Source organism: Ureibacillus thermophilus, assembly GCF_004331915.1.
GTDB lineage: Bacteria > Bacillota > Bacilli > Bacillales_A > Planococcaceae > Ureibacillus > Ureibacillus thermophilus.
In genome coordinates this window covers 2895441-2917177 of the sequence record NZ_CP036528.1, presented here as the reverse complement: position 1 = coordinate 2917177, position 21737 = coordinate 2895441, and the positions used below count along the sequence as shown (strand labels likewise).

General features: G+C 38.5%; 23 protein-coding genes and 3 pseudogenes. 17 read left to right on the top strand and 9 right to left on the bottom strand.

Annotation, left to right across the window (positions count from 1 at the left end; genetic code table 11):
* The first annotated feature begins 36 nt into the window (after nt 1–36).
* The 3 genes from recX to DKZ56_RS14790 are packed head-to-tail and all read left to right on the top strand — an operon-like array spanning nt 37 to nt 1422.
* Entirely contained in the window at nt 37–834 is a 798-nt protein-coding gene (gene recX, locus DKZ56_RS14800; protein ID WP_208650639.1) for a recombination regulator RecX, read from the top strand.
* Complete coding sequence (locus DKZ56_RS14795; protein WP_208650638.1) at nt 831–1157, top strand: YfhH family protein; 327 nt, start codon at nt 831–833, stop codon at nt 1155–1157. Before recX ends, DKZ56_RS14795 begins: the two co-directional genes overlap by 4 nt.
* Nucleotide 1158: 1 nt before the next feature.
* Entirely contained in the window at nt 1159–1422 is a 264-nt protein-coding gene (locus DKZ56_RS14790) for a YfhJ family protein (RefSeq protein WP_208650637.1), read from the top strand.
* Between the two features lie 205 nt (nt 1423–1627).
* On the opposite strand, the gene DKZ56_RS14785 is transcribed toward DKZ56_RS14790, so the two are convergent.
* The gene (locus tag DKZ56_RS14785; protein ID WP_208650636.1) at nt 1628–2614 is read right to left on the bottom strand and encodes a metal-dependent hydrolase; all 987 of its coding nucleotides are present in this window, start codon (nt 2612–2614) and stop codon (nt 1628–1630) included.
* Nucleotides 2615–2732: 118 nt separating this feature from the next.
* On the opposite strand from DKZ56_RS14785, the gene mutY reads away from it, so the two are divergent.
* The 7 genes and pseudogenes from mutY to DKZ56_RS14755 all read left to right on the top strand — a co-directional run.
* Entirely contained in the window at nt 2733–3812 is a 1080-nt protein-coding gene (gene mutY / locus DKZ56_RS14780; protein WP_208650635.1) for an A/G-specific adenine glycosylase, read from the top strand.
* A 45-nt stretch (nt 3813–3857) separates the two neighbouring features.
* The gene (locus DKZ56_RS15785; RefSeq protein ID WP_281275664.1) at nt 3858–3989 is read left to right on the top strand and encodes a hypothetical protein; all 132 of its coding nucleotides are present in this window, start codon (nt 3858–3860) and stop codon (nt 3987–3989) included.
* 216 nt (nt 3990–4205) lie between these two features.
* The gene (gene ntdP / locus DKZ56_RS14775) at nt 4206–4754 is read left to right on the top strand and encodes a nucleoside tri-diphosphate phosphatase (RefSeq protein ID WP_208650634.1); all 549 of its coding nucleotides are present in this window, start codon (nt 4206–4208) and stop codon (nt 4752–4754) included.
* 111 nt (nt 4755–4865) lie between these two features.
* Complete coding sequence (locus DKZ56_RS14770) at nt 4866–6608, top strand: ABC transporter ATP-binding protein (protein ID WP_281275663.1); 1743 nt, start codon at nt 4866–4868, stop codon at nt 6606–6608.
* Nucleotides 6609–6633: 25 nt separating this feature from the next.
* Nucleotides 6634–7152 (top strand): annotated as a pseudogene (locus DKZ56_RS14765) (oligopeptide/dipeptide ABC transporter ATP-binding protein); the annotation flags it as partial.
* Nucleotides 7127–7489 (top strand): annotated as a pseudogene (locus tag DKZ56_RS14760) (ATP-binding cassette domain-containing protein); the annotation flags it as partial. The pseudogenes DKZ56_RS14765 and DKZ56_RS14760, both read left to right, overlap by 26 nt.
* A 2-nt stretch (nt 7490–7491) precedes the next feature.
* Nucleotides 7492–7986: pseudogene (locus DKZ56_RS14755) on the top strand (ABC transporter permease); the annotation flags it as partial.
* 5 nt (nt 7987–7991) lie between these two features.
* On the opposite strand, the gene cysK reads toward DKZ56_RS14755, so the two are convergent.
* The 4 genes from cysK to DKZ56_RS14735 form a co-directional block, all read right to left on the bottom strand.
* On the bottom strand, nt 7992–8912 hold the full coding sequence (gene cysK / locus DKZ56_RS14750) for a cysteine synthase A (RefSeq protein ID WP_208650633.1): 921 nt from the start codon (nt 8910–8912) through the stop codon (nt 7992–7994).
* 98 nt (nt 8913–9010) lie between these two features.
* Nucleotides 9011–10027, bottom strand: coding sequence for an ABC transporter substrate-binding protein (locus DKZ56_RS14745; RefSeq protein ID WP_208650632.1), 1017 nt, complete (start codon nt 10025–10027; stop codon nt 9011–9013).
* 16 nt (nt 10028–10043) lie between these two features.
* The gene (locus DKZ56_RS14740; RefSeq protein ID WP_208650631.1) at nt 10044–10796 is read right to left on the bottom strand and encodes an ABC transporter permease; all 753 of its coding nucleotides are present in this window, start codon (nt 10794–10796) and stop codon (nt 10044–10046) included.
* Complete coding sequence (locus tag DKZ56_RS14735) at nt 10762–11610, bottom strand: ABC transporter ATP-binding protein (protein ID WP_208650630.1); 849 nt, start codon at nt 11608–11610, stop codon at nt 10762–10764. The genes DKZ56_RS14740 and DKZ56_RS14735 overlap by 35 nt, the downstream gene beginning before the upstream one ends.
* A 149-nt stretch (nt 11611–11759) precedes the next feature.
* Between DKZ56_RS14735 and DKZ56_RS14730 the strand changes: the two genes are divergently transcribed.
* Together DKZ56_RS14730 and pssA are read left to right on the top strand one after the other, a co-directional pair.
* Nucleotides 11760–12365 (top strand): Crp/Fnr family transcriptional regulator, encoded by a 606-nt coding sequence (locus DKZ56_RS14730; protein ID WP_208650629.1) that lies wholly within the window; start codon nt 11760–11762, stop codon nt 12363–12365.
* Nucleotides 12366–12408: 43 nt separating this feature from the next.
* On the top strand, nt 12409–12933 hold the full coding sequence (pssA, locus tag DKZ56_RS14725; protein ID WP_208650628.1) for a CDP-diacylglycerol--serine O-phosphatidyltransferase: 525 nt from the start codon (nt 12409–12411) through the stop codon (nt 12931–12933).
* Nucleotides 12934–13712: 779 nt separating this feature from the next.
* Here the strand turns inward: pssA and DKZ56_RS14720 are convergent.
* Together DKZ56_RS14720 and DKZ56_RS14715 are read right to left on the bottom strand one after the other, a co-directional pair.
* On the bottom strand, nt 13713–14804 hold the full coding sequence (locus DKZ56_RS14720; protein ID WP_208650627.1) for an FUSC family protein: 1092 nt from the start codon (nt 14802–14804) through the stop codon (nt 13713–13715).
* Nucleotides 14805–14948: 144 nt separating this feature from the next.
* A complete protein-coding gene (locus DKZ56_RS14715; RefSeq protein WP_208650626.1) occupies nt 14949–16238 on the bottom strand; it encodes a glutamate-1-semialdehyde 2,1-aminomutase in 1290 nt (429 codons plus the stop codon).
* Nucleotides 16239–16355: 117 nt separating this feature from the next.
* On the opposite strand from DKZ56_RS14715, the gene bcp reads away from it, so the two are divergent.
* From bcp to DKZ56_RS14695, 4 genes are all read left to right on the top strand, one after another.
* Nucleotides 16356–16832, top strand: a complete 477-nt coding sequence (bcp, locus tag DKZ56_RS14710; protein WP_208650625.1) for a thioredoxin-dependent thiol peroxidase — start codon at nt 16356–16358, stop codon at nt 16830–16832.
* Nucleotides 16833–16837: 5 nt separating this feature from the next.
* Nucleotides 16838–17782 (top strand): D-2-hydroxyacid dehydrogenase, encoded by a 945-nt coding sequence (locus tag DKZ56_RS14705; RefSeq protein ID WP_208650624.1) that lies wholly within the window; start codon nt 16838–16840, stop codon nt 17780–17782.
* Between the two features lie 180 nt (nt 17783–17962).
* Nucleotides 17963–18415: a peroxide-responsive transcriptional repressor PerR gene (gene perR, locus DKZ56_RS14700; RefSeq protein WP_390262259.1), complete on the top strand. Its 453-nt coding sequence runs from the start codon at nt 17963–17965 to the stop codon at nt 18413–18415.
* A gap of 143 nt (nt 18416–18558) precedes the next feature.
* Complete coding sequence (locus tag DKZ56_RS14695; RefSeq protein ID WP_245989513.1) at nt 18559–19824, top strand: trypsin-like peptidase domain-containing protein; 1266 nt, start codon at nt 18559–18561, stop codon at nt 19822–19824.
* Nucleotides 19825–19850: 26 nt separating this feature from the next.
* Here DKZ56_RS14695 and DKZ56_RS14690 read toward each other — a convergent pair whose 3' ends face one another.
* Nucleotides 19851–20210 (bottom strand): YgzB family protein, encoded by a 360-nt coding sequence (locus DKZ56_RS14690; RefSeq protein ID WP_208650622.1) that lies wholly within the window; start codon nt 20208–20210, stop codon nt 19851–19853.
* 134 nt (nt 20211–20344) lie between these two features.
* On the opposite strand from DKZ56_RS14690, the gene DKZ56_RS14685 reads away from it, so the two are divergent.
* The gene (locus DKZ56_RS14685) at nt 20345–21223 is read left to right on the top strand and encodes a nucleotidyltransferase-like protein (RefSeq protein ID WP_208650621.1); all 879 of its coding nucleotides are present in this window, start codon (nt 20345–20347) and stop codon (nt 21221–21223) included.
* A 320-nt stretch (nt 21224–21543) separates the two neighbouring features.
* Here DKZ56_RS14685 and DKZ56_RS15390 read toward each other — a convergent pair.
* A partial coding sequence (locus DKZ56_RS15390; protein WP_222837121.1) for a hypothetical protein occupies nt 21544–21737 on the bottom strand: 194 nt, incomplete at its 5' end.

The window sequence follows — 21737 nt, the reverse complement described above, 5'->3', positions numbered from 1 at the left end:
GGATTTTGTGTATACTTAAAAACGAGGAGTGTTTGAATGCAAGTTATTACAAAAATCACCCGTCAAAAAAATCAGGAACGATATAATATTTATATAAACGATAAATATGCTTTTTCCGTCGACGAATCGACTCTTATTAAGTTTGGCTTGACGAAAGGAAAAATACTCGATTCTTTTGAAATAGATGAAATTGCCTATGAAGATGAAATCGCCAAAGCATTCAATCGGGCGCTGTCCTTTTTGACTTATCAAATGCGAAGTGAATATGAAATCAAAAAGAAACTAATCGATGCAGGATACGGTGAATCGGTGGTGCTTGAAGCTATTCAGAAGCTGAAAAAACTAGGCTTTCTCAATGATGAAATCTACTCCAAAGCATTACTTGAAACAAAGAAAAAAACTACCAAAAAAGGTCCAATGGCGATTAAGCAGGATTTGATGAAAAAAGGCATAGAGAAAAACACGATGGAAAAAGCTTTAGAGTCCTATACTTATGAAGAACAATTGGCGATTGCCATGCAGCTTGCCGAAAAAACTGTAAAAATGAATTCAACTAAGACGCCTGTTCAAATTAAGCAAAAAATCCAAGATACGTTGATTCGAAAAGGGTATTCATTTGATATTGTGAATGAAATACTTGACCAAATGGTTTTGGAGCGAGATGATGAAGAATGGGACAAGTTAATTGAAATACAAGGTGAAAAAATATGGAATAAGTATGTTCGGAAATTTGAGGGAAAAGAGCTTGAATTGAAAGTAAAACAAGCTCTTTATCAAAAAGGATTTCCATTAGATATAATCGAACGATTTTTAGAAGCGAGGGAGAATGGATGAAAAAAACATATGCTCAAATGACGCCGGAAGAATTGAGACAGGAAATTGCCAACTTGAAAGAAAAGGCGCGAAAAGCAGAGCAATTAGGAATTGTGAATGAATTTGCCGTGTACGAAAGAAAAGCATTGATGGCACAAGCATATTTAATGGACCCATCAACGATTAAACCGGGCGAAATCTACCGAATTGAAGGGGCTCCAGGAGAATACTTCAAAGTGGAATATTTAAAAGGACGTTTTGCTTGGGGATTCCGCTTGCATGGCGAAAAATTTGAAGAAGCGCTGCCTATTTCCATGCTCTCTCCATTGAAAGAGGAGGAATAACATGGACATTAGTACAATGATCATCGAGCGATTGACAGAAGAGTTATTGGAAGTGAATCCATTTTTATCGGAAAATAAAGCGCGAACATGGATTGAATTATTATGGTCGGATTTTGAAGCAACTTACGCTAAAGCAGGACGCAGTTACCGTGGACCTGAATTTACAGAAAAAATTATCCGTCAATGGATTGAAAGCTACGGCGGGAAAATCCATGAGTTTGCTGGAAGAAACCCGAAATATGCACACTTATTAGATGAAGAATAAAAAAGGAGGCTGTTCAGAAAGTCGAATACTTTCTGAACAGCCTTACTTCTTAGTAATATTCTCTTAAAAACTTTCCCTGCGGTGGTCACAAAACGCGCCTTTTCGTCGCAATTATCTGCGGCAAAACTCTAGCTAAAGCCGCAAAGGGGGCGTCTTGAAATAACTTTTCAGACACCCCCTTTCATTACTAGTGTCAAAAGGGCGTTTAATCGCTAGCGCCAATTTGCAATTTTCGCTGAAGCTTGTCTTCGCTGTGTATCCAACCTGTATAAGAAGTTACGATGTTCAAATCTTCATCCAAATGAGCCACTGCAACGAATGGATAACGTTCATTACTGCGGTATCTTAAGTCAATTAACCGTACTTCCGTCAGCCCGTTTTCAAGCTCTGAAATATCCCAATGATAAATTGGGGAGAAGGATAAAAACGCCGCTAAATTCGGATCGCTCAGCGCCTTTTCGACTAAAGGCGTGCGAGGCAGAGGCCGAATTTTAAATTTATCGTAAATGGTGATCGACCGTCCAAAGGCTCGTCCTACATAATAATGGGTTTTTGATTTTGCAGCGACTCTCCAAATAAAAAATCGCATAGTCGGGGCGACGATGATGATTTCCGCATCTGGAATCGTTTTGCGTACGGCATTTTTTACCGATTGTTGAACTAAATATCTTAAAATATAATAGCCAATGATGATGAGATACATCGTGGCAAAGATTCTGATTGGGTTCAACTCTAACATCCATAAAACAATTCCGACGCAATGGATGCCAAAAATAATAGGGTCAAAAGTATTGATGACGCCAAGGGCTACCCATTTTTTTGAGAATGGCCTAAATGCTTGTGTCCCATAGGCGTTGAATATATCAACAAAAACATGCAGGAATACGGCAAGGAATGTCCATAACCATAAATGCAATACATTGGCGTCTTGAAAAATGAGTGATAAAATAGCGGTAATTCCAATAGGCCACAAAATAACGGCAGGAATCGAGTGGGTAATACCTCGATGATGTCTTATATAAACCGCATTGTTGCGGAGCTTTAACACAGTATCCACATCAGGAGCTTGAGAACCGGCAATAGTTCCCGTTAAAACTGCCGCAAAGGTTGCGCTGCTGCCTGCAACCACTGGATCAACTAAAGATAAGCCGCCCAGGGCAATGCCCATGACGAGATGTGTGCCTGTATCCATCCAAATCAACTCCTTAATAACGGAGGACTACAGAAAAAAATCAATCAATCCATTATATTTATAATTATATTATATCCTAATCACTCAAAATAAAATCGAAAACCGCTAGGAGGAAATTGTGAATTATCCATACTTGCAACAATTTCGACAAAGTCTTGTCGAATGGTTTCATCAAGAGAAAAGGGATTTGCCATGGAGGAATACGAAAGACCCTTATAAAATCTGGGTATCAGAAGTGATGCTTCAACAAACCCGCGTGGATACGGTCATTCCGTATTATCATCGCTTTATCGATAAATATCCTACCATTGAATCGTTGGCAAATGCCGATGAAGAAGAATTGCTGAAAATGTGGGAAGGGCTTGGCTATTATTCAAGGGTCCGCAATTTGCAAGCAGGAGTAAAAGAGGTTGTCGAAAAATATGGTGGCACGGTTCCTAATAATCGCCATGACCTTCAAAAATTAAAAGGCGTTGGCCCTTATACGGCCGGAGCCATTTTAAGCATTGCCTATGATTTGCCGGAACATGCGGTGGACGGCAATGTCATGCGCGTGTTGAGCCGTGTTTTGCATAGGACAGAAGATATCGCTCTTCCAAAAACCCGAAAAATTTTTGAAGAAGCGGTAGAACAGCTCATTCATCCGGAATATCCTGGAGATTTCAATCAGGCGTTGATGGACTTAGGTGCGATGATTTGTACTCCTACTTCACCGAAATGTCTGCTCTGTCCGGTGAGGGAATATTGTTTAGGATTTATGGAAGGCGATGCAGAACAGTTGCCCGTTAAAACAAAGAAAACAAAAGAAAAACATATATACTATGATGTATATATTGCGGTCAACGATGGGAAAGTTGTAATTGAAAGACGGCCAAGGGAAGGATTGCTTGCGAATATGTGGCAATTTCCAATGATTGAAAAGAATAAACCGTCGGATAATACGAAAGAGGCTTTTGAATTAAGCTATAATGTGAAAATCGAAAAAATCCTGAAAGAAAATTTTTTCGAGCAAAAGCATGTGTTTTCCCATTTAATTTGGTATTTGCGCTGCCATTTGGTGGAGATTGAGAAAACCGAAAAAACACCGGAATCTGTGCGTTGCGTGACTTTAAAAGAAATGGAAAGCTTGCCTGTTCCCGTGCCAATGATTAAAATTTTGAATTTTCTGAATCAATATATTTTTTATTCATGGGAATAATCCCAAGTTCACCTGTCCACAATATCTACCGTGGAGGTGAACAGCATGGCAAAAAATCGCAACAAAAACAACCAAGTAGAGGAGTTTGCACAAGAACAAGATTTTGAGCAAACTCGTCAAGATCAACAAAATAAAAAGCAGCAACCAAACAAACAAAACAACAATAACAACAAATAAGATGTGAATTTCAGTTTTCCCAGGTATAGACATTTTTGTCTATACCTTTAATTTTTTACATGGATTTTCATTTACGGTGGAAATTTGAATGATTTATAATAGTAAAATGAACCATTTCTCAATTTAATAAAAGAAAGTATGTATGTTTTCATACAAGTTTTTAGAAACATTGATATAATAAACGTGAGGATATAGTGAAAAGGTGGGGCTAATGCAATGACGGTACCGAAAGAAGGAGAAACCATTCAAATACATAGTTACAAACATAATGGAAGCATCCACCGAGTTTGGCACGAAACGATGGTATTAAAAGGAACGAAAAATATTATTATCGGAGCAAATGACAGAACACTCGTCACAGAAGCGGATGGTCGAACTTGGCTGACAAGGGAACCTTCCATATGTTATTTTCATGCAGAACATTGGTTCAATATTATCTGCATGCTGAGAGAAGACGGCGTTTACTATTATTGCAATATGAGTTCTCCTTTTGTTTTCGACAATAATGCAATAAAATACATTGATTATGACCTGGATCTCAAAGTGTTTCCGGATAAATCCTATACGTTGCTGGATGAAGATGAATATGAGCAGCATAAAGCGGAAATGGGCTATCCAGATGTAATCGATAAAATTTTAAAGCGCAATGTCACAAAACTCTTAAGTTGGGTGAAACAGAAAAAAGGTCCTTTTGCACAAGATTTTATTGAAGTATGGACAAACCGTTATTTATTTTATAAAGACATGAAATCCAATAATCAATAATTATTCAAGGCGTCTCAATTGAAGGGGCGTCTTTTTATTGTGGTAAAATAAGAAGCGTTATGTTTTATTAGAAAAAAGAAGCACTGATGCAGCATGAGGATGTGATTGTGTTTGGATAGTATTCGAAGATATATGCGTTTTGTCAAGCCTTATTATTGGGAAATTATTCTTACCCTCATTATTGGGGTTATTAAATTTGCCATTCCTCTTTTTATTCCGTTCTTAACTAAAATCGTGATTGATGACATTTTATTAAATACCGAATTAACCGATGCCGAGCGGGTCAAGCAATTAGTTTATTGGCTTGGCGGAGCGATTTTCCTCTTTTTTATCATCCGTCCGCCGGTGGAATATTATCGGCAATATTTTGCCCAGCACGTGAGCAATAAAGTGCTGTATGATATTCGAAAAGAACTGTATGTGCATTTGCAAAAATTAAGCTTAAAATTTTATTCCAATCATCGGGCGGGGGATATCATTTCCCGTTTCATTAACGATGTAGAGGCAACGAAAAACTTTGTCATGATTGGCCTGATGAATTTATGGCTTGACATGACGACCATTTTGATTGTCATTGGAATCATGTTGTCGATGAATTGGAAGCTAACTATTGTTGCAGTAATTTCTCTTCCACTATTTGCGATTAGCGTAAAATATTTTTTCGGAAGATTAAGAGCCTTAACAAGAATACGTTCCCAGGCATTAGCAAACTTGCAAAGCTATTTGCATGAAAGAGTAAACGGCATCAGCATTGTTAAAAGCTTTGCCTTAGAGGAACATGAACAGAAAATTTTTGATCATGAAAACGGCGAGTTTTTGGATAAATCATTGGACCATACAAGATGGAATGCCAAATCCTTTGCAGTTGTAAATACCATCACCGATATTGCGCCTTTGCTTGTCATTGGCTATGCAGCTTACTTAATCATTCATGGACAACTGTCTGTCGGTGAGATGGCAGCCTTTATGGGATATATTGAACGGCTGTATTCACCTTTAAGAAGGTTGATAAACTCATCTACAACCCTTACCCAATCGATTGCTTCCATGGACCGCATGTTTAGTTTGATGGATGAAGAATATGATGTGCAAAATAAGCCAAATGCTCTTCCGATGCCGCCAGTATCGGGGAAGGTGGAATTCCAAGATGTAGTATTTAAATACGAAAATGAAGGGCAGCCGGTGTTGAAAAATATTAACTTTACCATTCAACCGGGGGAAACGGCAGCGTTTGTCGGCATGAGCGGCGGAGGAAAATCGACAATCGTCAGCCTCATTCCACGGTTTTACGATGTGACGAGCGGGGCTGTCAAAATTGACGGGAAAGACGTGCGGGAAGTGGATATAAAATCACTCCGCTCCCAAATTGGAATCGTTTTGCAGGATAATATTTTATTCAGCGATTCCGTAAAGCAAAATATTTTAATGGGAAAACCAGATGCGACGGATGAAGAGGTAATTGCAGCAGCAAAAGCAGCCAATGCCCATGACTTCATTATGCAATTGCCGAACGGGTACGATACCAAAGTCGGAGAGCGGGGAGTCAAGCTTTCAGGAGGACAAAAACAACGCATCGCCATTGCAAGAGTATTTTTAAAAAATCCGCCGATTTTAGTGTTGGATGAAGCGACTTCTGCCCTTGATTTGGAAAGTGAAGCGTTAATTCAAGAATCATTGGAGCGTTTAGCCAGCGACAGAACAACGATTATCATCGCCCATCGCCTATCCACCATAACCCATGCAGACAAAATTTTTGTCATTGATCATGGAAAAGTGGTAGAAGAAGGAAATCATGAGTCGTTAATGGCGAAAAAAGGTGTTTATCACGATTTATATCAAATTCAAAATTTATAGGTGCCAGATTGCTTGGCGCCTTTTTATTATGATTGCCATGGCATTATCTTGCAATCCGAAATTGTTGATAGCCGATGAACCGACAACAGCTTTGGATGTAACGATTCAAGCGCAAATTATGAAACTGATGCAAGATTTGAATAAAAAATTAAACTCTGCGGTGTTGTTGATTACACATGATTGAGGGGCTGTAGCAGAAATATGCGAACGGGTCATTGTTATGTACAGCGGGCAAATTGTAGAAGAAGCATCCGTTAAGGATATCTTTCAAAATCTTAGTCATCCATATACGAAAGGGCTTATTCAATCAGTTCCAGATATGCGTGTGAAAAAGGAAACATTCTATTCCATTCCAGGTTCCGTTCCAAAGCCTGGTTCCATCAAAACTGGATGCCAATTTGCACCGAGATGTGAATTTGCAACGGATCGATGCTTTAGAGAAAATCCCCCAATATATGAAGTTTCATCACGTCAAAAGGCAAGATGTTTCTTAATGGAGAAAGACAAGGGGAAAGTTCTTGACAAACACACTGTTGAAAGTTGAGCAATTAAAAAAACATTTTCCTAAACGAAAAAAGGCATTTTCCCAATCGACGGAGGTTGTGAAAGCCGTTGACGGGGTTTCTTTTGAAGTATTTGAAGGAGAGACCCCTGGTATTGTTGGTGAATCAGGCTGTGGAAAGTCTACTACCGGAAGAATGATTATGCACTTGCTTGAGCCAACAGATGGAAAAATTTATTTTAATAGGATTGAACCAACATCACTGTCAAAAAATGAGATGAGAAAAACCAGAAGAGATTTGCAAATGGTGTTTCAAGATCCTTACGCTTCATTAAATCCGAGGCATACCGTTGAAAAAATTTTAGAGGAGCCATTGATTGATTATTTGATATGTTACTTGCATTCCCAAGCATTTTGCTTGCCATCGCCATTGTTTCGATTTTAGGAAGTTCATTGCAAAATGCGTTCATTGCAATTGCCATCGTCAATGTGCCAAACTTTGGAAGGCTAATTCGTTCGAAAGTATTGAGTGTAAAAGAAGAGGAATATATTACTGCTGCCAAAGCCATTGGCATGAAAGATTCGCGGATATTATTCCGTCATGTTCTGCCAAACTCTTTAGCACCAATTATTGTACAAGGCACATTAGCGATTGCGACTGCAATTATAGAAGCGGCGGCTCTTAGTTTCCTAGGTTTAGGAGCGCAACCGCCGCAACCGGAATGGGGGAAAATGTTGGCCGATGCGCGCATCTATTTAACGAATGCACCGTGGACAATGATTTTCCCTGGGCTAGCCATCATGTTGACTGTTCTAGGAATTAACTTAATGGGCGATGGATTGAGAGATGCTCTTGATCCGAAGATGAAAAACTAAGATGCTTATTCAAACAGGTCGCTAGACAAATACCGTTCGCCGGTATCAGGTGCTAAGCATAATACATTGGCGGACTTTGGAAGGTCTTTTGCAATTTGAAGGGCATAGTAGGCCGAGCTGGCACCGGATGCTCCGACTAAAATACCTTCTTCGCGAGCTAAGCGTCTTGCTGTGGTTTGGGCATCTTCGTCTTGAATATGAAGAATTTCATCGTAAATATTTGTATTTAAAATTTTCGGAATAAACCCTGGGCCTGTCCCAGGGATTTTATGTGGTCCTGGCTGGCCGCCTGCAAGCACTGGGGAGCCGGCTGGTTCAACGACATAAATTTTTAAGTTTGGCAGCGCTTTTTTCAATTCTTCTCCCGTGCCTGTGATAGTGCCGCCTGTTCCTGCCGTCAACACGAAAGCGTCTAATCGATCGCCGAAAGCTTTTAAAATTTCAACTGCGGTTGTGTTTCGGTGTGCATCCGAGTTGGCTTCGTTTTCAAATTGTAAAGGAATAAAGGAATTAGGGATTTTTTCTGCAATTCGATAAGCTTCATCAATGGCGCCCTGCATTCGCAAATGGCTAGGAGTTAAATACACTTCTGCGCCGTATGCTCTCATCAATTGAATCCGCTCTTTTGTTGCATTGTCAGGCATTGTAATAATGCAGCGATATCCTCTTACGGCACACACCATTGCAAGACCGATGCCAGTGTTTCCAGAAGTCGGTTCAATCACCGTACTTTCCCCTGGAATTAATTTTCCTTCTTGTTCAGCGCGAAGAATCATGTTGTAGGCAGCTCGGTCTTTCACGCTTCCTCCTGGATTAAAGGATTCCAATTTCATATAAACATTGGCCCCTTCAGGAGAGGGCAATTTATTTAATTTGACAATGGGTGTATTGCCAATTAATTCTACAATGGAATGATATAGTTTCATATTAAACTTCCTTTCAAAGTATTATTTCAAACGAAGGCGGGCATCTTTTCCATTTTCAAGTATAGAGTTTTGGAAAAGTGCCCGCAAAAGTATTGATTTTATTGTTCATTTAAGACTTCATTTAAGTAAGTTAGGTTAACAAGACCTTCAATATCATCAGAATTGATATATCCAGCTTCTTTTGAAATAGTTGCCATTTCTTTAATTACATCTTCATTAACATCTGTTGTTGCTTTTAAACGGTCAAACGCTTTTGTCACTTCATCTTTTGAAAGGTCTTTGCCTGTGATTGCTTTAATGTGGTCTAGGAATAACTGGATGGCTTCATCTGGATTTTCATTGATAAAGTTAATTGCTTGAATATGGGCTTTTAAATATTTTTTTGTTAGTTCAGGGTTTGCTTCTGTGAATTTTGATCGGGCAACAACGACAGTATTTGTTGATTCGCTGCCCCAAGCAAATTGGTTTTCATCCAACAATAATTTGGCACCGGCAGTTGTTTCAATGTTAACGCCCCATGGTTCTTGTGTAGCAGCCCCATCCAATTCACCTTTTAAAATGAGTGCAGCTGTATCAGCAGGAGCTTGTTTCACTTTAGTAACTTGATTGACATCAATGCCTGCATCTTTTAATGATTTGATTAATCCTACATCTTGTGTACTGCCGAATGTTGGGATGGCAATTTTCTTGCCGACTAAATCTTTTACAGAATTGATGTTGGAGTCTTTTGCAACAACTAATACGGCACCGCCGTTTACTGCACCGGAAATAATTTCATGTTTCGGATTTTTAATGTATGTGTTTAAAGCAGGCGTAGGCCCCACTGTTCCGATATCAATGGCGTCTGTGGACATCGCTTCCATGAAGGAAGAACCGTCGTTGAATGTGTTTGTTTTGATTTTTACATCGCTGCCAAATTGTTCTTCAAAGTACCCTTTTTCTAAAGCTACAATTGTCGCAATGTGCGTCATATTTGGAAAGTAGCCAATGCGAATTGCCTTTGCTTCTTCGCCCTTAGAAGCGCTTTCCTCTTTTTTCTCAGCGTCAGTATTTCCGCAAGCTGCAAGAACTAGTACCAATACGGATAAAATTGTTAAGAACAATCGCTTTTTCATTTTTCTCCATCTCCTTTTATGTTGTTGATATGCCCCATTTGCGGAAAACAAATTTTTCGAGGCGGACAAAGACAAAATTGTCGATTACAGAACCGATGATGGCAATAATAATCATAATGCTGAAAATTAAATCCATTGCTTGAATGGAACGGCCTAGGTCAAGCAAAGTGCCAAGCCCTCCGCTGCCGCCGCCCAGCAATTCCCCGGCAAGAACAGCCCTCCATGCAAGAGACCAAGCAATACGGAGTCCTGCAATCAGCTGTGGGATGGATGCTTTAAAAATCACTGTGCGGAATAAGTGCCATCCGGAAGAGCCCATCGTTTTGGCTACGCGAATCAAAAGGGGATTCACGCTTTTAAAAGCCGTGCTTGATGTAATAGTGATGGAGATGGCTGCTCCTAATATCACAATGAATAGAACGGAACCTATACCAAGGCCAAACCATAAAATTGCAAGGGGCAGCCAGACGATATTTGGAATTGCCTGCAAACTTGTTACAAAGAAACCAAGCGTATCATCAACAACTTTGAATTTATAAATTAAAAATCCTAACAAAAGTCCAATGGCTACGGCGATAATAAATCCAACCACAAGCCTCCATAAGGAAGCCCCAGTTGCTTCCAACAATTGACCGGATACAATTCCGTTGATAAAAGTTTTTATAATTGTGGTTCCACCTGGTTCATTTGGAATGAACAGCGGCGGCCACATAAATGAGGGAAACAGTTGTAATTTAGATATCGCTTCCCAAATTATTATGAGGATCAATATGAAGCCGATCCTTCTGAAGTGCGTAATCACTGCCCAATTCCTCCTTCAGCACTTTTTCCATTTCTTGCTCGAGTTCTAATAAAATGCGGCTTTCCAAATAAGTTAAAATGCTGTCGGATGAATTGCGAGGTCGTGCGGCTTGCACAGGAAATATATTTTTTATGCCTCCTGGTCGTGTTTTCATTAATACAATTCGATCCGAAAGAACGACAGCTTCTCGTATATTGTGGGTAACGAAGATGATCGTTTTTCTTGTTTCTCTCCACAATGTTTCCAGTTCATGGTGTAGAACCATCCGTGTTTGTTCGTCCAGTGCGGCAAAAGGTTCGTCCATGAGCAAAATCTCAGGATCCATAACGAGCGCTCGAGCGATGGCTACCCGCTGCTTCATACCTCCAGATAATTCATGAGGGCTTCTGTCGGCAAATTTGCCAAGATGCACTTTTTGTATCCAATTCATTGCCCGTTCTTTTGCTTCATTTTTCGGCACTTTTTTAATCAAAAGTCCATACATGACATTTTCAAGCACCGTCATCCAAGGGAAAAGCCCCGATTCTTGAAATACAACAATCCGGTCATTGCCGGGCCCAGTTATAGGGGCTCCATTCACAAGTACTTTACCGCTAGTTTCTTTTTCCAGCCCTGCGATTATGTTCAATAAAGTGGATTTACCACAACCTGAAGGGCCGAGCAGGGAAACAAATTCGCCCCGTTTAATGGATAGCGAAACATCTTCTAATGCGACAGTTTTCGAATGATTTTTCTTTGAAAAAGTTTTATGTACGTTCTGTAAAAGAATATGTTCGGTCATTTAATTCACCTAATTTCTTATAAAACAAACTAAATTAATAGGATTAAGTTAGATAAATGAATTTTATAGATTATGGAGAAAAATTTCTGTCACTTTTGTTACAAATATAAAAATTTTTATATAATCATAATGGCTAAGTCAGAAGGGGAGTGATAAACATTCGGACTGAGGACATCATCAAAAAAGGGAAACCTGTTTTTGTAAAAAAGGGAGAAATGATTTATCAAATAGGGGAACAAATTCATACATTCTACTATATACAAAAAGGTTTTGTGAAAATTGCAATGGATTCTTTTGATGGAAGAACGACAACCATTTCATTAATCGGACCTTCAGAGTTTTTTGGTTATTTAGATTCTTTAAAAGGCCAGATCGAATATACGAAATATGCTGCAGCTTTGACAGATAGTATTCTGTATGCGTTTCCGTTAGAGCTTTTAGAAGATGAAATGATTCGAGGGACGATGATTTTAGATTCTATCGTACAAGAATTAACGAAAGCGGAGCAGTTGAATATTGCACTTTCAACAATGACTGTACCTGAGCGGCTGCGTTGGCTGCTTTTAAAACTGGCCAAAAAGAAAGAAGGAAGAATGGTAATTGAAATGCCATTAACCCACGAGGAGATGGCAAATTATCTTGGATGCAGCCGCCAAAAAATCAGCAACTTCATGAGCAAATGGCAAAAAGCAGGGGGCCTTTTGAATAAAGATGGAATTTTAGTGATTGTCGATGAAGAAAAACTTTTGCAGTAATAAACTGCTTTTAATACATTAGAATTGTGTAGAGGGGAGTCATATGTTAAATATCATACCTTCACTCTTAACAATTGGAAATTTTTTATGCGGCATGTTGTCGATTTTTTCAGTTCTCCATCAGCGAATAGGAAAAGCCATTCTTTTTATATGTTTAGGTTGCTTATTTGATTTGTTGGATGGAAGAGCTGCAAGAAAGTTTAAAGCAACTTCTGTATTTGGCAAAGAGCTTGATTCCTTATCAGACATTGTTACTTTTGGTGTCGCTCCAGCTGTTGTCATTTACAATATTTATTCGGAAACATTGGGATCTGCTGCTTTGTTTATGGCACTCATTTTTAGCATCAGCGGTCTAATACGCCTTGCCCGTTTTAATGCGAAACATAGCGGGCTTTCAACTTTTATTGGGATGCCGATTCCTGTATCGGCCATTCTTCTTATTGTACTTTCATTTGTATTGAAACCGGCTTATTTAGTTGTGGCAACAATTTTACTAAGTTACCTCATGGTGAGCCATATCAGGTTTCCGAGTTTTAAGAAAAAACATATGAGGGTTGAAAAAGGATAAGAGTTCCTGAACTAGTTTTCAACAGTTGGTTGATTGGCACTATTGGAATTTCAAAAGGAATATGGTGGTTTGTGAATCTCTTGAAAGATTTTCGGACATTCGTAATTAGAAAGGGGGAATTGGAAAACGCCAATTCCCCCTTTTTCATTGTGTGCCCGGCATGTACATGAACTATAGGGTGTAAGTCCCGAACCCCGAAGACAGAAGTAGAGGTTAGCTCAACGCAAGGGTGTCCGTGGTGACGCGGAATCTGAAGGCAAAACACCGGTCCGAGGAACACGAACCTCATATAAGGCGAGGTATGATTGAGTGAGTTTGCTAAACAAAACAAAGTCCTTTCTGCCAAAGGTGGTACAGAGTAAATGAAGCAGATAGATGGAAGGAAAGATTACAATCTTGCCCAGGGAGGTCTGACGGATACGTGAAGTACACTTCATAACCTACTTAGTGATAAGTAGCTGAACCGTCAGAAGCCAGCAGAGGTCATCGTATTAGTTGGTCTAGAACAACTAAGAAGGACCGAACAATTAAGAGAGAATAGCCCTTGGCATTCAGTGAGTCATGATGAACACAGAAAACGTAGTACCTCACTTGAGGAAGGAAGCGGTGAATCCCGTGGGGTCCTCTTGGAGGGTGGAGTGACCACTGGCATAAAGAGAACAGCTATTCACGGAAGTTATAAAAACTTGCGTCAATGATCTTAATTGAACCGCCGTATACGGAACCGTATGGTGTGAGAGGACGGGAGTTCATCGCTCCCTCCTACTCGATTGAACGACTTAATAAAACTGTTCTTCCAAATCTTCATTGCGGTCTTTGCTGTGGAAATTGCGGAAAGAAACAATTAATGTATCAAGGTGCTCCAAATTTTCTTCATAATCAAGGATTCTGGAGAAAATGTAGAACAAATGGTAGCTTGAAAATTCTTCTTCTCCTTCCCGCCTCTTTTCAATGGCGATTTGCTCAATCAAACGTTCCATTACTTCCGAACGATTTAAATGCTTTTTATCCACTGTCCATTTGGAATGTTCCGGGCGAAGTTTGCCCGTATATTTTAATAACAGTTGTTCATGGTATGTGAGCAAAAAGTCAAGCCGCTCCTGCAGCATCGTACGGAATGTTTCAGGTAGATGAACGATTTCATTTTCATGTTTATGAAGCCTAGCAAGCAATTCAAAGCTTTTTTTCGTTGTCGTAATCATTTGGCGGTATACGACAAGTTTGCGCATTTGGCTTTTTCGTTTCTTTTTTGTGTATTGCCTCTCTTCTTTAAATAAGACATACATTGATTCAATTTCGGAAAGGCGTTTTTCAAATTTGCTCAATGCATTTTTCGTCGATACATGCTCAGAAGCTCCCCGAATGGCTAAGCGCGTCCATCGAATGATGTCATCCTGCAGCGATTGAATATTTTTAAACAATTTCACTTCATATCGTGGCGGCAAGAAGACCATGTTCACGATAAAGGCTGCAAACACCCCGACCATTACCGTTAAAAATCGAATGACGCTGAATTCCAAGAAGTCTCCGCTTTCATACTCCATGATGGCCACAAGTGTCACAAGGGCTAAAGAAAGAGAAGATTGCAGCTTTAACTTCAGCATAATGCCAATCACAAGAATGGCCGCAATTCCAATGGCGACAATATGGTGACCGAAGCTTAGACCAAATAAGATGGCAACAATTGCTCCAATCAGGTTTCCTTGGATTTGTTCCACAATAGTCAAATATGAACGATAAATGGAAGGCTGAATGGCAAAGATTGCGGCAATTCCAGCAAAGACAGGTGATGGAAGTTTCAAAATATCCGCTAAAAATAAAGCAAAGACGATTGCTACTCCGGTTTTTAATACTCGGGCGCCTAATTGCATAGTGAAGCCCCCACTTTACAATTTTTTGGTAAACCGTTCAAACTTATTAGTAAAATCATTCTCATCAAAATCGTAAATCCCCCAAGGAATTAAAATGGATGCAGTACGTCCTTCCTTTTAGATTCGGAATTCCATACATTCAACTTATTTCAATTTTGAAAAAGCGTAATAAACTGCATCGATTGTTTCAAGAATATCTTCTTCTTTATGTTCTGTTGTTAAGAACCAAGCTTCGAATTTGGATGGAGCCAAATTGATTCCTTTTGAAAGCATCAATTTAAAGAAACGGCCAAACATTTCACCATCTGATTGTTCTGCTTGTTTATAATTTTCGACTTTTTGATCTGTAAAGTACACAGTAAGAGCGCCTTTAATGCGGTTGACTGTCACTGGAATGCCATGTCTTTCAGCTGCTTCCAAAATCCCTTTTTCAAGGATTCCTCCTAAGCGGTCCATTTCTTCATAAACGCCAGGAGTTTGAAGCACTTCTAAGCATGCAATTCCCGCAAGCATGGACGCAGGATTTCCGGCCATTGTTCCCGCTTGGTAGGCTGGTCCCAATGGAGCTACCGTATCCATGATTTCTTTCCGGCCGCCATAAGCGCCAATTGGTAGACCTCCGCCTATAATTTTGCCCATTGCTGTTAAATCTGGTGTATGTCCAAGCATATCTTGTGCGCCGCCATAATGGAAACGGAAAGCGGTAATAACTTCATCATATATAACAAGGGCTCCAAATTCTTTGGCAACTTTGTGAATATATTCTAAAAATCCAGGTTTTGGCATAACCATACCAAAGTTTCCGACGATTGGTTCAACTAGAATGGCGGCAACTTCTTCTCCCCATTTATCCATTGCGAGTTGCAAGTGTTCTGTGTCGTTATAAGGAACGGTAATAACTTCAGTTGCCACCGTTTGAGGAACACCTGCTGAATCCGGTGAACCAAGAGTTGCTGGGCCAGAACCTGCTGCCACTAATACTTGGTCAAAATGTCCGTGGTAGCAGCCTTCAAATTTGATAATTTTTGTTCGTCCCGTATAGGCGCGGGCAACGCGGACTGTTGTCATCACCGCTTCTGTACCGGAGTTTGTAAAACGTACTTTATCTAACGATGGAATCGCATCTTTCAGCATTTTTGCAAATTTTACTTCATGCTCGGTTGGAGTTCCGAAAAGCACACCTGTATCCGCCGCAAGTTTAATAGCTTTTGCAATATGTGGATGGCCAAACCCAGTAATAATTGGTCCGTATCCTGCTAAATAGTCTATATAGCGGTTGCCGTCCACATCCCAGAAATATGGGCCTTTCCCTTTTGCCATTACTACAGGTGCTCCTCCGCCAACAGCTTTATAGGAACGGGAAGGACTGTTCACCCCGCCTACAATATGTTTTAGTGCTTCTTGATAGATTTCTTCAGATTTTGAGTGATTCATCGTATTGCCTCCATGTTTATAATTTCAATTTTATTTTAGCCTTCTTTGACATATTACGCCAAAGAATTTGAAACATTTTCCCCAGTTCGGTAGGATAAACAAAAGGGAGGGATTTTCATGAGCGAATCTTTAGTAAATCAGAAAGCGCCAGACTTTACGCTGCACAATGAAAAAGGGGAACCAGTCAGCCTGAGTGATTTTCGAGGAAAGAAAGTAATTCTTTATTTTTATCCGAAAGACATGACACCGGGATGCACGACAGAAGCATGCGACTTCCGCGACCATCATGAATCTTTCGAGGAACTCAACGCTGTAATTCTTGGAGTCAGCGGGGATTCTGCTGAACGGCATAAAAAGTTTATTGAAAAATATAATTTGCCATTTTCATTGTTAGTTGATGCAAACCATGAAGTATGCGAAAAATACGGCGTTTGGGTATTGAAGAAAAATTACGGTAAAGAATATATGGGCATTGAACGTTCCACTTTTTTAATTGATGAAAACGGAATTGTCATCAAGGAATGGAGAAAAGTTCGCGTAAAAAACCATATAGAAGAAGTGTTGAATTATTTACGGGAAGCAGAAGGGAAGTAAGAAATATGCGAGTTTATTTCACATTTGATCCAAGACCGGATTTAAAAGAATCCTTAGTAAACGATTTTCCAGAGGTTGATTTCATTTTTCATAAGACCATTGATGATAAAGAATTGGCGAAAGCGGAAGTATTGGTGACTTATGGTGAAGATTTAGATGAAGAAAAAATCAACATTGCAAAGAAGGTGAAATGGATTTTTGTCGCTTCTTCCGGCATTGAAAAAATGCCCCATCAAGCAATAGCGGAAAGGGGAATTGTTGTGTCCAATGTGCGCGGCATCCATAAAAAACCAATGGCAGAATCGATTTTAGCCCATCTCCTCTCTATTAAGAGAGCGTTGCCGTTCATCTATAAAAATCAGCAAGAAAAAACATGGAATCAAAAAACAAAATTGTATGAACTAAATGGTTCAACGGCGCTTATTTTAGGACCGGGAGCTATTGGCAGCGAAGTGGGACGGATGCTTCAAGCTTTCGACGTCTATACGATAGGGGTTAATCGCAGCGGAGAAAGTGCCCCTTATATGAATGAAACTCATTCAATGGATAAGTTAAAGGAGTTATTGCCGAAAGCTGATATCCTCATCTCCATTTTGCCAAGTACGGTAGAAACGAGATATTTATTGAACTATGAACATTTTACACTTTTGAAAGATCACTGCATTTTTATGAATTTTGGACGAGGCGATTTAGTTAAAACGGAAGATTTGATTCGAGCCCTTGAAGAAAAACAAATTTTTCACGCGGTGTTGGATGTTTTTGAAACAGAGCCTCTACCAGGCGACAGCAAACTTTGGGAAATGGAGAATGTAACGATTTCTCCTCATATTTCAAGCCGCTCTTCCAGATATTTAGAGCGCAGTTTTGAAATTTTTAAACGGAGTCTAAGAAAATGGATGAACGGGGAACGGAATCTTGAAAATAAAATGGATATTTTAAAAGGGTATTAAATGATAGTACAATTTACATACCTAAGAATTTATTATGTTTAATATATTGAAGAGAAGACTAATTTTTGAGAAAATTGTATTATTGCATCTCAAGAAATGAGTTGAAAAGTTGACGTTACATAAATATTCAGTTACACTATTTATAACTATTATAAGTTAAGAATTATTGAAAAGAGGTGCATGACGATGTCTGAACTGCAGTTAAAAAATGCTCTAGACACGTTAAAGGCAACGGGCGTAAGAATTACTCCACAACGTCATGCTATACTAGAATATTTAATTAACTCGATGACGCATCCAACTGCCGATGAGATATATAAATCCCTAGAAGGTAAATTTCCAAACATGAGTGTTGCGACTGTATATAATAACTTGCGCGTTTTTCGCGAAGCTGGTTTAGTGAAAGAGTTAACTTACGGTGATGCAGCAAGCCGTTTTGATTTCGTCACAAATGACCACTATCATATGATTTGTGAAAGCTGCGGAAAAATTACGGATTTTCACTATCCAGCGTTAAAAGAAGTCGAACAATTCGCATCTCATGTTACTGGATATAAAGTAAATTCTCACCGCCTCGAAGTTTACGGAACTTGCCCTGACTGTCTAGAACAGCAAAATAAGAAAGTACTATAATCATGGAATCCTAGTGACTTTCGTTGCTAGGTTTTTTATGTTTTTACTATTCTTAAGAAGATAGAAATATTTGTAGTATAGACGATAGTCTCAGTCTATGCTAATCTTTTTAATATAGATTGGATAATAATGGGGGGCATTACTTGAAATGTAAAAAATGTCATTATGATAATGAAAGCCATGCAAAATTTTGTTCATCTTGCGGAGCAAATTTACAAGAAGTGAATATGCCAAAATGGTTATGGCCTATATTGTTCATGATTTTTTTAGCACTTGGCGGAGTAATTTTCGGGCTTTGGAAAGTATATGAACTAACGGAAGAGCAAAAACCGATTAATTCAGAACCGGTCAAAAATAATTATCTAAATACTGTAAAAATGAACGAAATAGATCGCGTAACATTAATAAAAAATGTGCAGCAAAAAGTATTTACGATTTTAACATCATACAGTAGAGGATCAGGGTTTCTGTATGCAAAAGGTGGATATGTTGTGACTAATGCTCATGTTGTCGATGGCGAGGTGGATGTGATTGTTCGTAATTCAAAAGGTCAGGAATTTGATGCAACAGTCATCGGCATTTCGGAACATTATGATATTGCATTGCTCCATGTCCCAACGTATGAAAATGAAGATCCTTTGCCAATTGAAACCAATGAATCACCAGTAGGTTTAGAAGTGATTGCTTTTGGAAGTCCAAATGGTTTTGAAAATTCAGCTTCCATTGGTTATATCACTGGAACAAATCGCGATATGGAATTAGATAGGTTTATTTATAAGCAAATTTATCAAGTAGATGTTCAAATTGACCATGGAAGTAGTGGAGGACCATTAGTCGATTCAAATACCGGAAAAGTCGTAGGCATCAATTCATTGCTCTATACATCCAAATCAAACACCAACTTTGGATTTGCAATTCCAATCTACAGCATGATTGACTATTTTGAGCAATGGATACAACAACCGATGAGTCGACAAGATATACTAGCCGTGGCGGGGATTTATGAAGATTATTATGATGAAGATTCTTACGAAAATGAATTACCATTAGAAGATGATAATACAATATTGGCTGGTCAATTTGTTCAAAGCTTCCGAATGTATTATGAATTGGCTTTAAATGAAAGCAATTTTTATTGGATTGCTGATATGGTAACAGGTACTGCGTATGAAGAATTAGAAGATTATATTTCAGACATTGCTTATAAAGGTCATCAATTTATATTTCTTACAAATGATATTTTAGATGTAACATCTCATGAGGGATATTATCTAGTAGAAACAAATGAAACTTTTGATTTTTATAGCGCTTCAGGGGACTACCAATATTTCGATCGTTATAAAACATATACGGTGATAGTTGATGAGTATGGAAATTTCAAAATTTCAGACATTACTATCCATAAATAAAAAAATGAGTAGAAAAGCTTTCTTTCCTACTCATTTTTTTTATTTATTTTTCGATTGTATTCTTCACTGAATTCTTTTCCTTCAAGAGACGGGTCTAAAGTCAGCGGCTCGTTGCAATACATACAGATATCAACTCGGCCTAACATTTTCGTCTGCTTACCACAGTTGGGGCAAATAACTTTTACCGCTCTAGTAGATAAAAGTCCAATCCAAAGATATACTACTGTGCTGGCAATGATACATAATAATCCTAACCCCATAAAAAGAAGCACTAATATAACACTGTTTTTGAAAAATACGGCACCGTACATGACGATAAATCCGATAAAAATCAGTGCAAGTGCGAAGGAACGAATTTTATTGATTTTGCTTGAATATTTCTTCATTTAGAGTGCCCTCCTAATCTTGATATTAATATATCATAGTTAAGATAAATGGAGAAATAGAAAGAAAAGAAAGAAGGATTCTTATTATAAATGTCGAAAGAAATTATCGTAATCGCTAAATAGGAGGACTATTCATGGACTATAATCTGCGTTCCATTTATCAAGAACGTGCAAGTCAACCTGAAACTTTAGGAGTTATACTTGTAAATAAACGGGAAGACCAAATTAACTTAACAGATACATTTGATTCGATCATTTTAATTGTTGTTAAAGAGGCTGAACTTCCTATTTTTACAAAACATTATTGTTATGAAGATCAGAAAGTGGCCATGCATGTCATCACCGAAAGATTATTAAATAAATGGATTTACATAGGAAGAAACCGGAGAATTGTTGATTGGATATTTCATGGGAAAATAATGTTCGAACGCAATGAATACTTAAGCCATTTAAAATTGGAATTAGAAGATTTCTCGTTTTACGGAAGAAAGATTAAGACGGGTATTCAATTTGCAAAGTTATTGAGAAGCTATACTGAAGGAAAAGAGTTTTTTCAGCGCGGCGATTATTTAGATGCATATCAACATGTCGTAAAATCTCTTCAATACTTAGCAAGACTGTCAATCATTGAAAGCGGTCTATATCCTGAAGTAACAGTCTGGTCTCAAGTGAAAAAAATAGAGCCATCCATCTATAAGCTCTATGAAGAGTTAGTAACAAGCAGGGAAACTCTTGAAAAAAGATTGGAGTTGCTGTTTCTAGCAATCGAGTTTTCTATGAATTCCCGAATCCAATCATGTTCCCAACATATAATGGAGATTTTGAGTTCAAAAGACCTTTGGACAATTCAAGATTTACACAACCATCACGAGCTTAAAATTTATTCAGTAGAATTAGAGCTTTTCATTGAATTTTTAATTGAAAAAGGATATATTATTATTGAAAGAATGAATTCTAAAAACGAATCTATTGATCATAGATTATATCGAGCAAATAACAATAATTCGATATAGTTCTAATATTGCTTTTAAAATACCATTTCTTCGAGGTTAAATAATTTTATTTTTCCTCGAAATTTTTTCGCTAAAAGTATTGACATTGATCAATCGCTCTTGTATTATAATAAACGTCGCTAAACGATGAAAGTTATAGTTAAATAACAACTTAAAAAAACAAAAAAAGTTGTTGACAAAAGTTTGGTGATGAGATAAAATAATTAAGTCGCTGCGAAAAAGCGATAAAAATGAACTTTGAAAACTGAACAACAGACGCGTAAATTTCAGTTCGTTAAACCTAGTTATCGAACGAGATTCAAAATTCAGTAATTTCGAGCTTAATCAAATTTTCTTTTATGGAGAGTTTGATCCTGGCTCAGGACGAACGCTGGCGGCGTGCCTAATACATGCAAGTCGAGCGGACCAATTAAAAAGCTTGCTTTTTGATTGGTTAGCGGCGGACGGGTGAGTAACACGTGGGTAACCTGCCCTATAGACTGGGATAACTCGCGGAAACGCGAGCTAATACCGG

Excerpts from the sequence above, each read along its gene's own strand:
- DKZ56_RS14715 (WP_208650626.1), bottom strand. The coding sequence starts at position 16,238 with ATGAATCACTCAAAATCTGAAGAAATCTATCAAGAAGCACTAAAACAT.
- DKZ56_RS14735 (WP_208650630.1), bottom strand. The coding sequence starts at position 11,610 with ATGACCGAACATATTCTTTTACAGAACGTACATAAAACTTTTTCAAAG.
- perR (WP_390262259.1), top strand. The coding sequence starts at position 17,963 with ATGACGATGTCTGAACTGCAGTTAAAAAATGCTCTAGACACGTTAAAG.
- ntdP (WP_208650634.1), top strand. The coding sequence starts at position 4,206 with ATGACGGTACCGAAAGAAGGAGAAACCATTCAAATACATAGTTACAAA.
- DKZ56_RS14720 (WP_208650627.1), bottom strand. The coding sequence starts at position 14,804 with ATGCAATTAGGCGCCCGAGTATTAAAAACCGGAGTAGCAATCGTCTTT.
- pssA (WP_208650628.1), top strand. The coding sequence starts at position 12,409 with ATGTTAAATATCATACCTTCACTCTTAACAATTGGAAATTTTTTATGC.
- DKZ56_RS14685 (WP_208650621.1), top strand. The coding sequence starts at position 20,345 with ATGGACTATAATCTGCGTTCCATTTATCAAGAACGTGCAAGTCAACCT.
- DKZ56_RS15785 (WP_281275664.1), top strand. The coding sequence starts at position 3,858 with ATGGCAAAAAATCGCAACAAAAACAACCAAGTAGAGGAGTTTGCACAA.
- DKZ56_RS14745 (WP_208650632.1), bottom strand. The coding sequence starts at position 10,027 with ATGAAAAAGCGATTGTTCTTAACAATTTTATCCGTATTGGTACTAGTT.
- DKZ56_RS14705 (WP_208650624.1), top strand. The coding sequence starts at position 16,838 with ATGCGAGTTTATTTCACATTTGATCCAAGACCGGATTTAAAAGAATCC.
- DKZ56_RS14790 (WP_208650637.1), top strand. The coding sequence starts at position 1,159 with ATGGACATTAGTACAATGATCATCGAGCGATTGACAGAAGAGTTATTG.
- DKZ56_RS14785 (WP_208650636.1), bottom strand. The coding sequence starts at position 2,614 with ATGGATACAGGCACACATCTCGTCATGGGCATTGCCCTGGGCGGCTTA.
- recX (WP_208650639.1), top strand. The coding sequence starts at position 37 with ATGCAAGTTATTACAAAAATCACCCGTCAAAAAAATCAGGAACGATAT.
- DKZ56_RS14690 (WP_208650622.1), bottom strand. The coding sequence starts at position 20,210 with ATGAAGAAATATTCAAGCAAAATCAATAAAATTCGTTCCTTCGCACTT.
- bcp (WP_208650625.1), top strand. The coding sequence starts at position 16,356 with ATGAGCGAATCTTTAGTAAATCAGAAAGCGCCAGACTTTACGCTGCAC.
- cysK (WP_208650633.1), bottom strand. The coding sequence starts at position 8,912 with ATGAAACTATATCATTCCATTGTAGAATTAATTGGCAATACACCCATT.
- DKZ56_RS14795 (WP_208650638.1), top strand. The coding sequence starts at position 831 with ATGAAAAAAACATATGCTCAAATGACGCCGGAAGAATTGAGACAGGAA.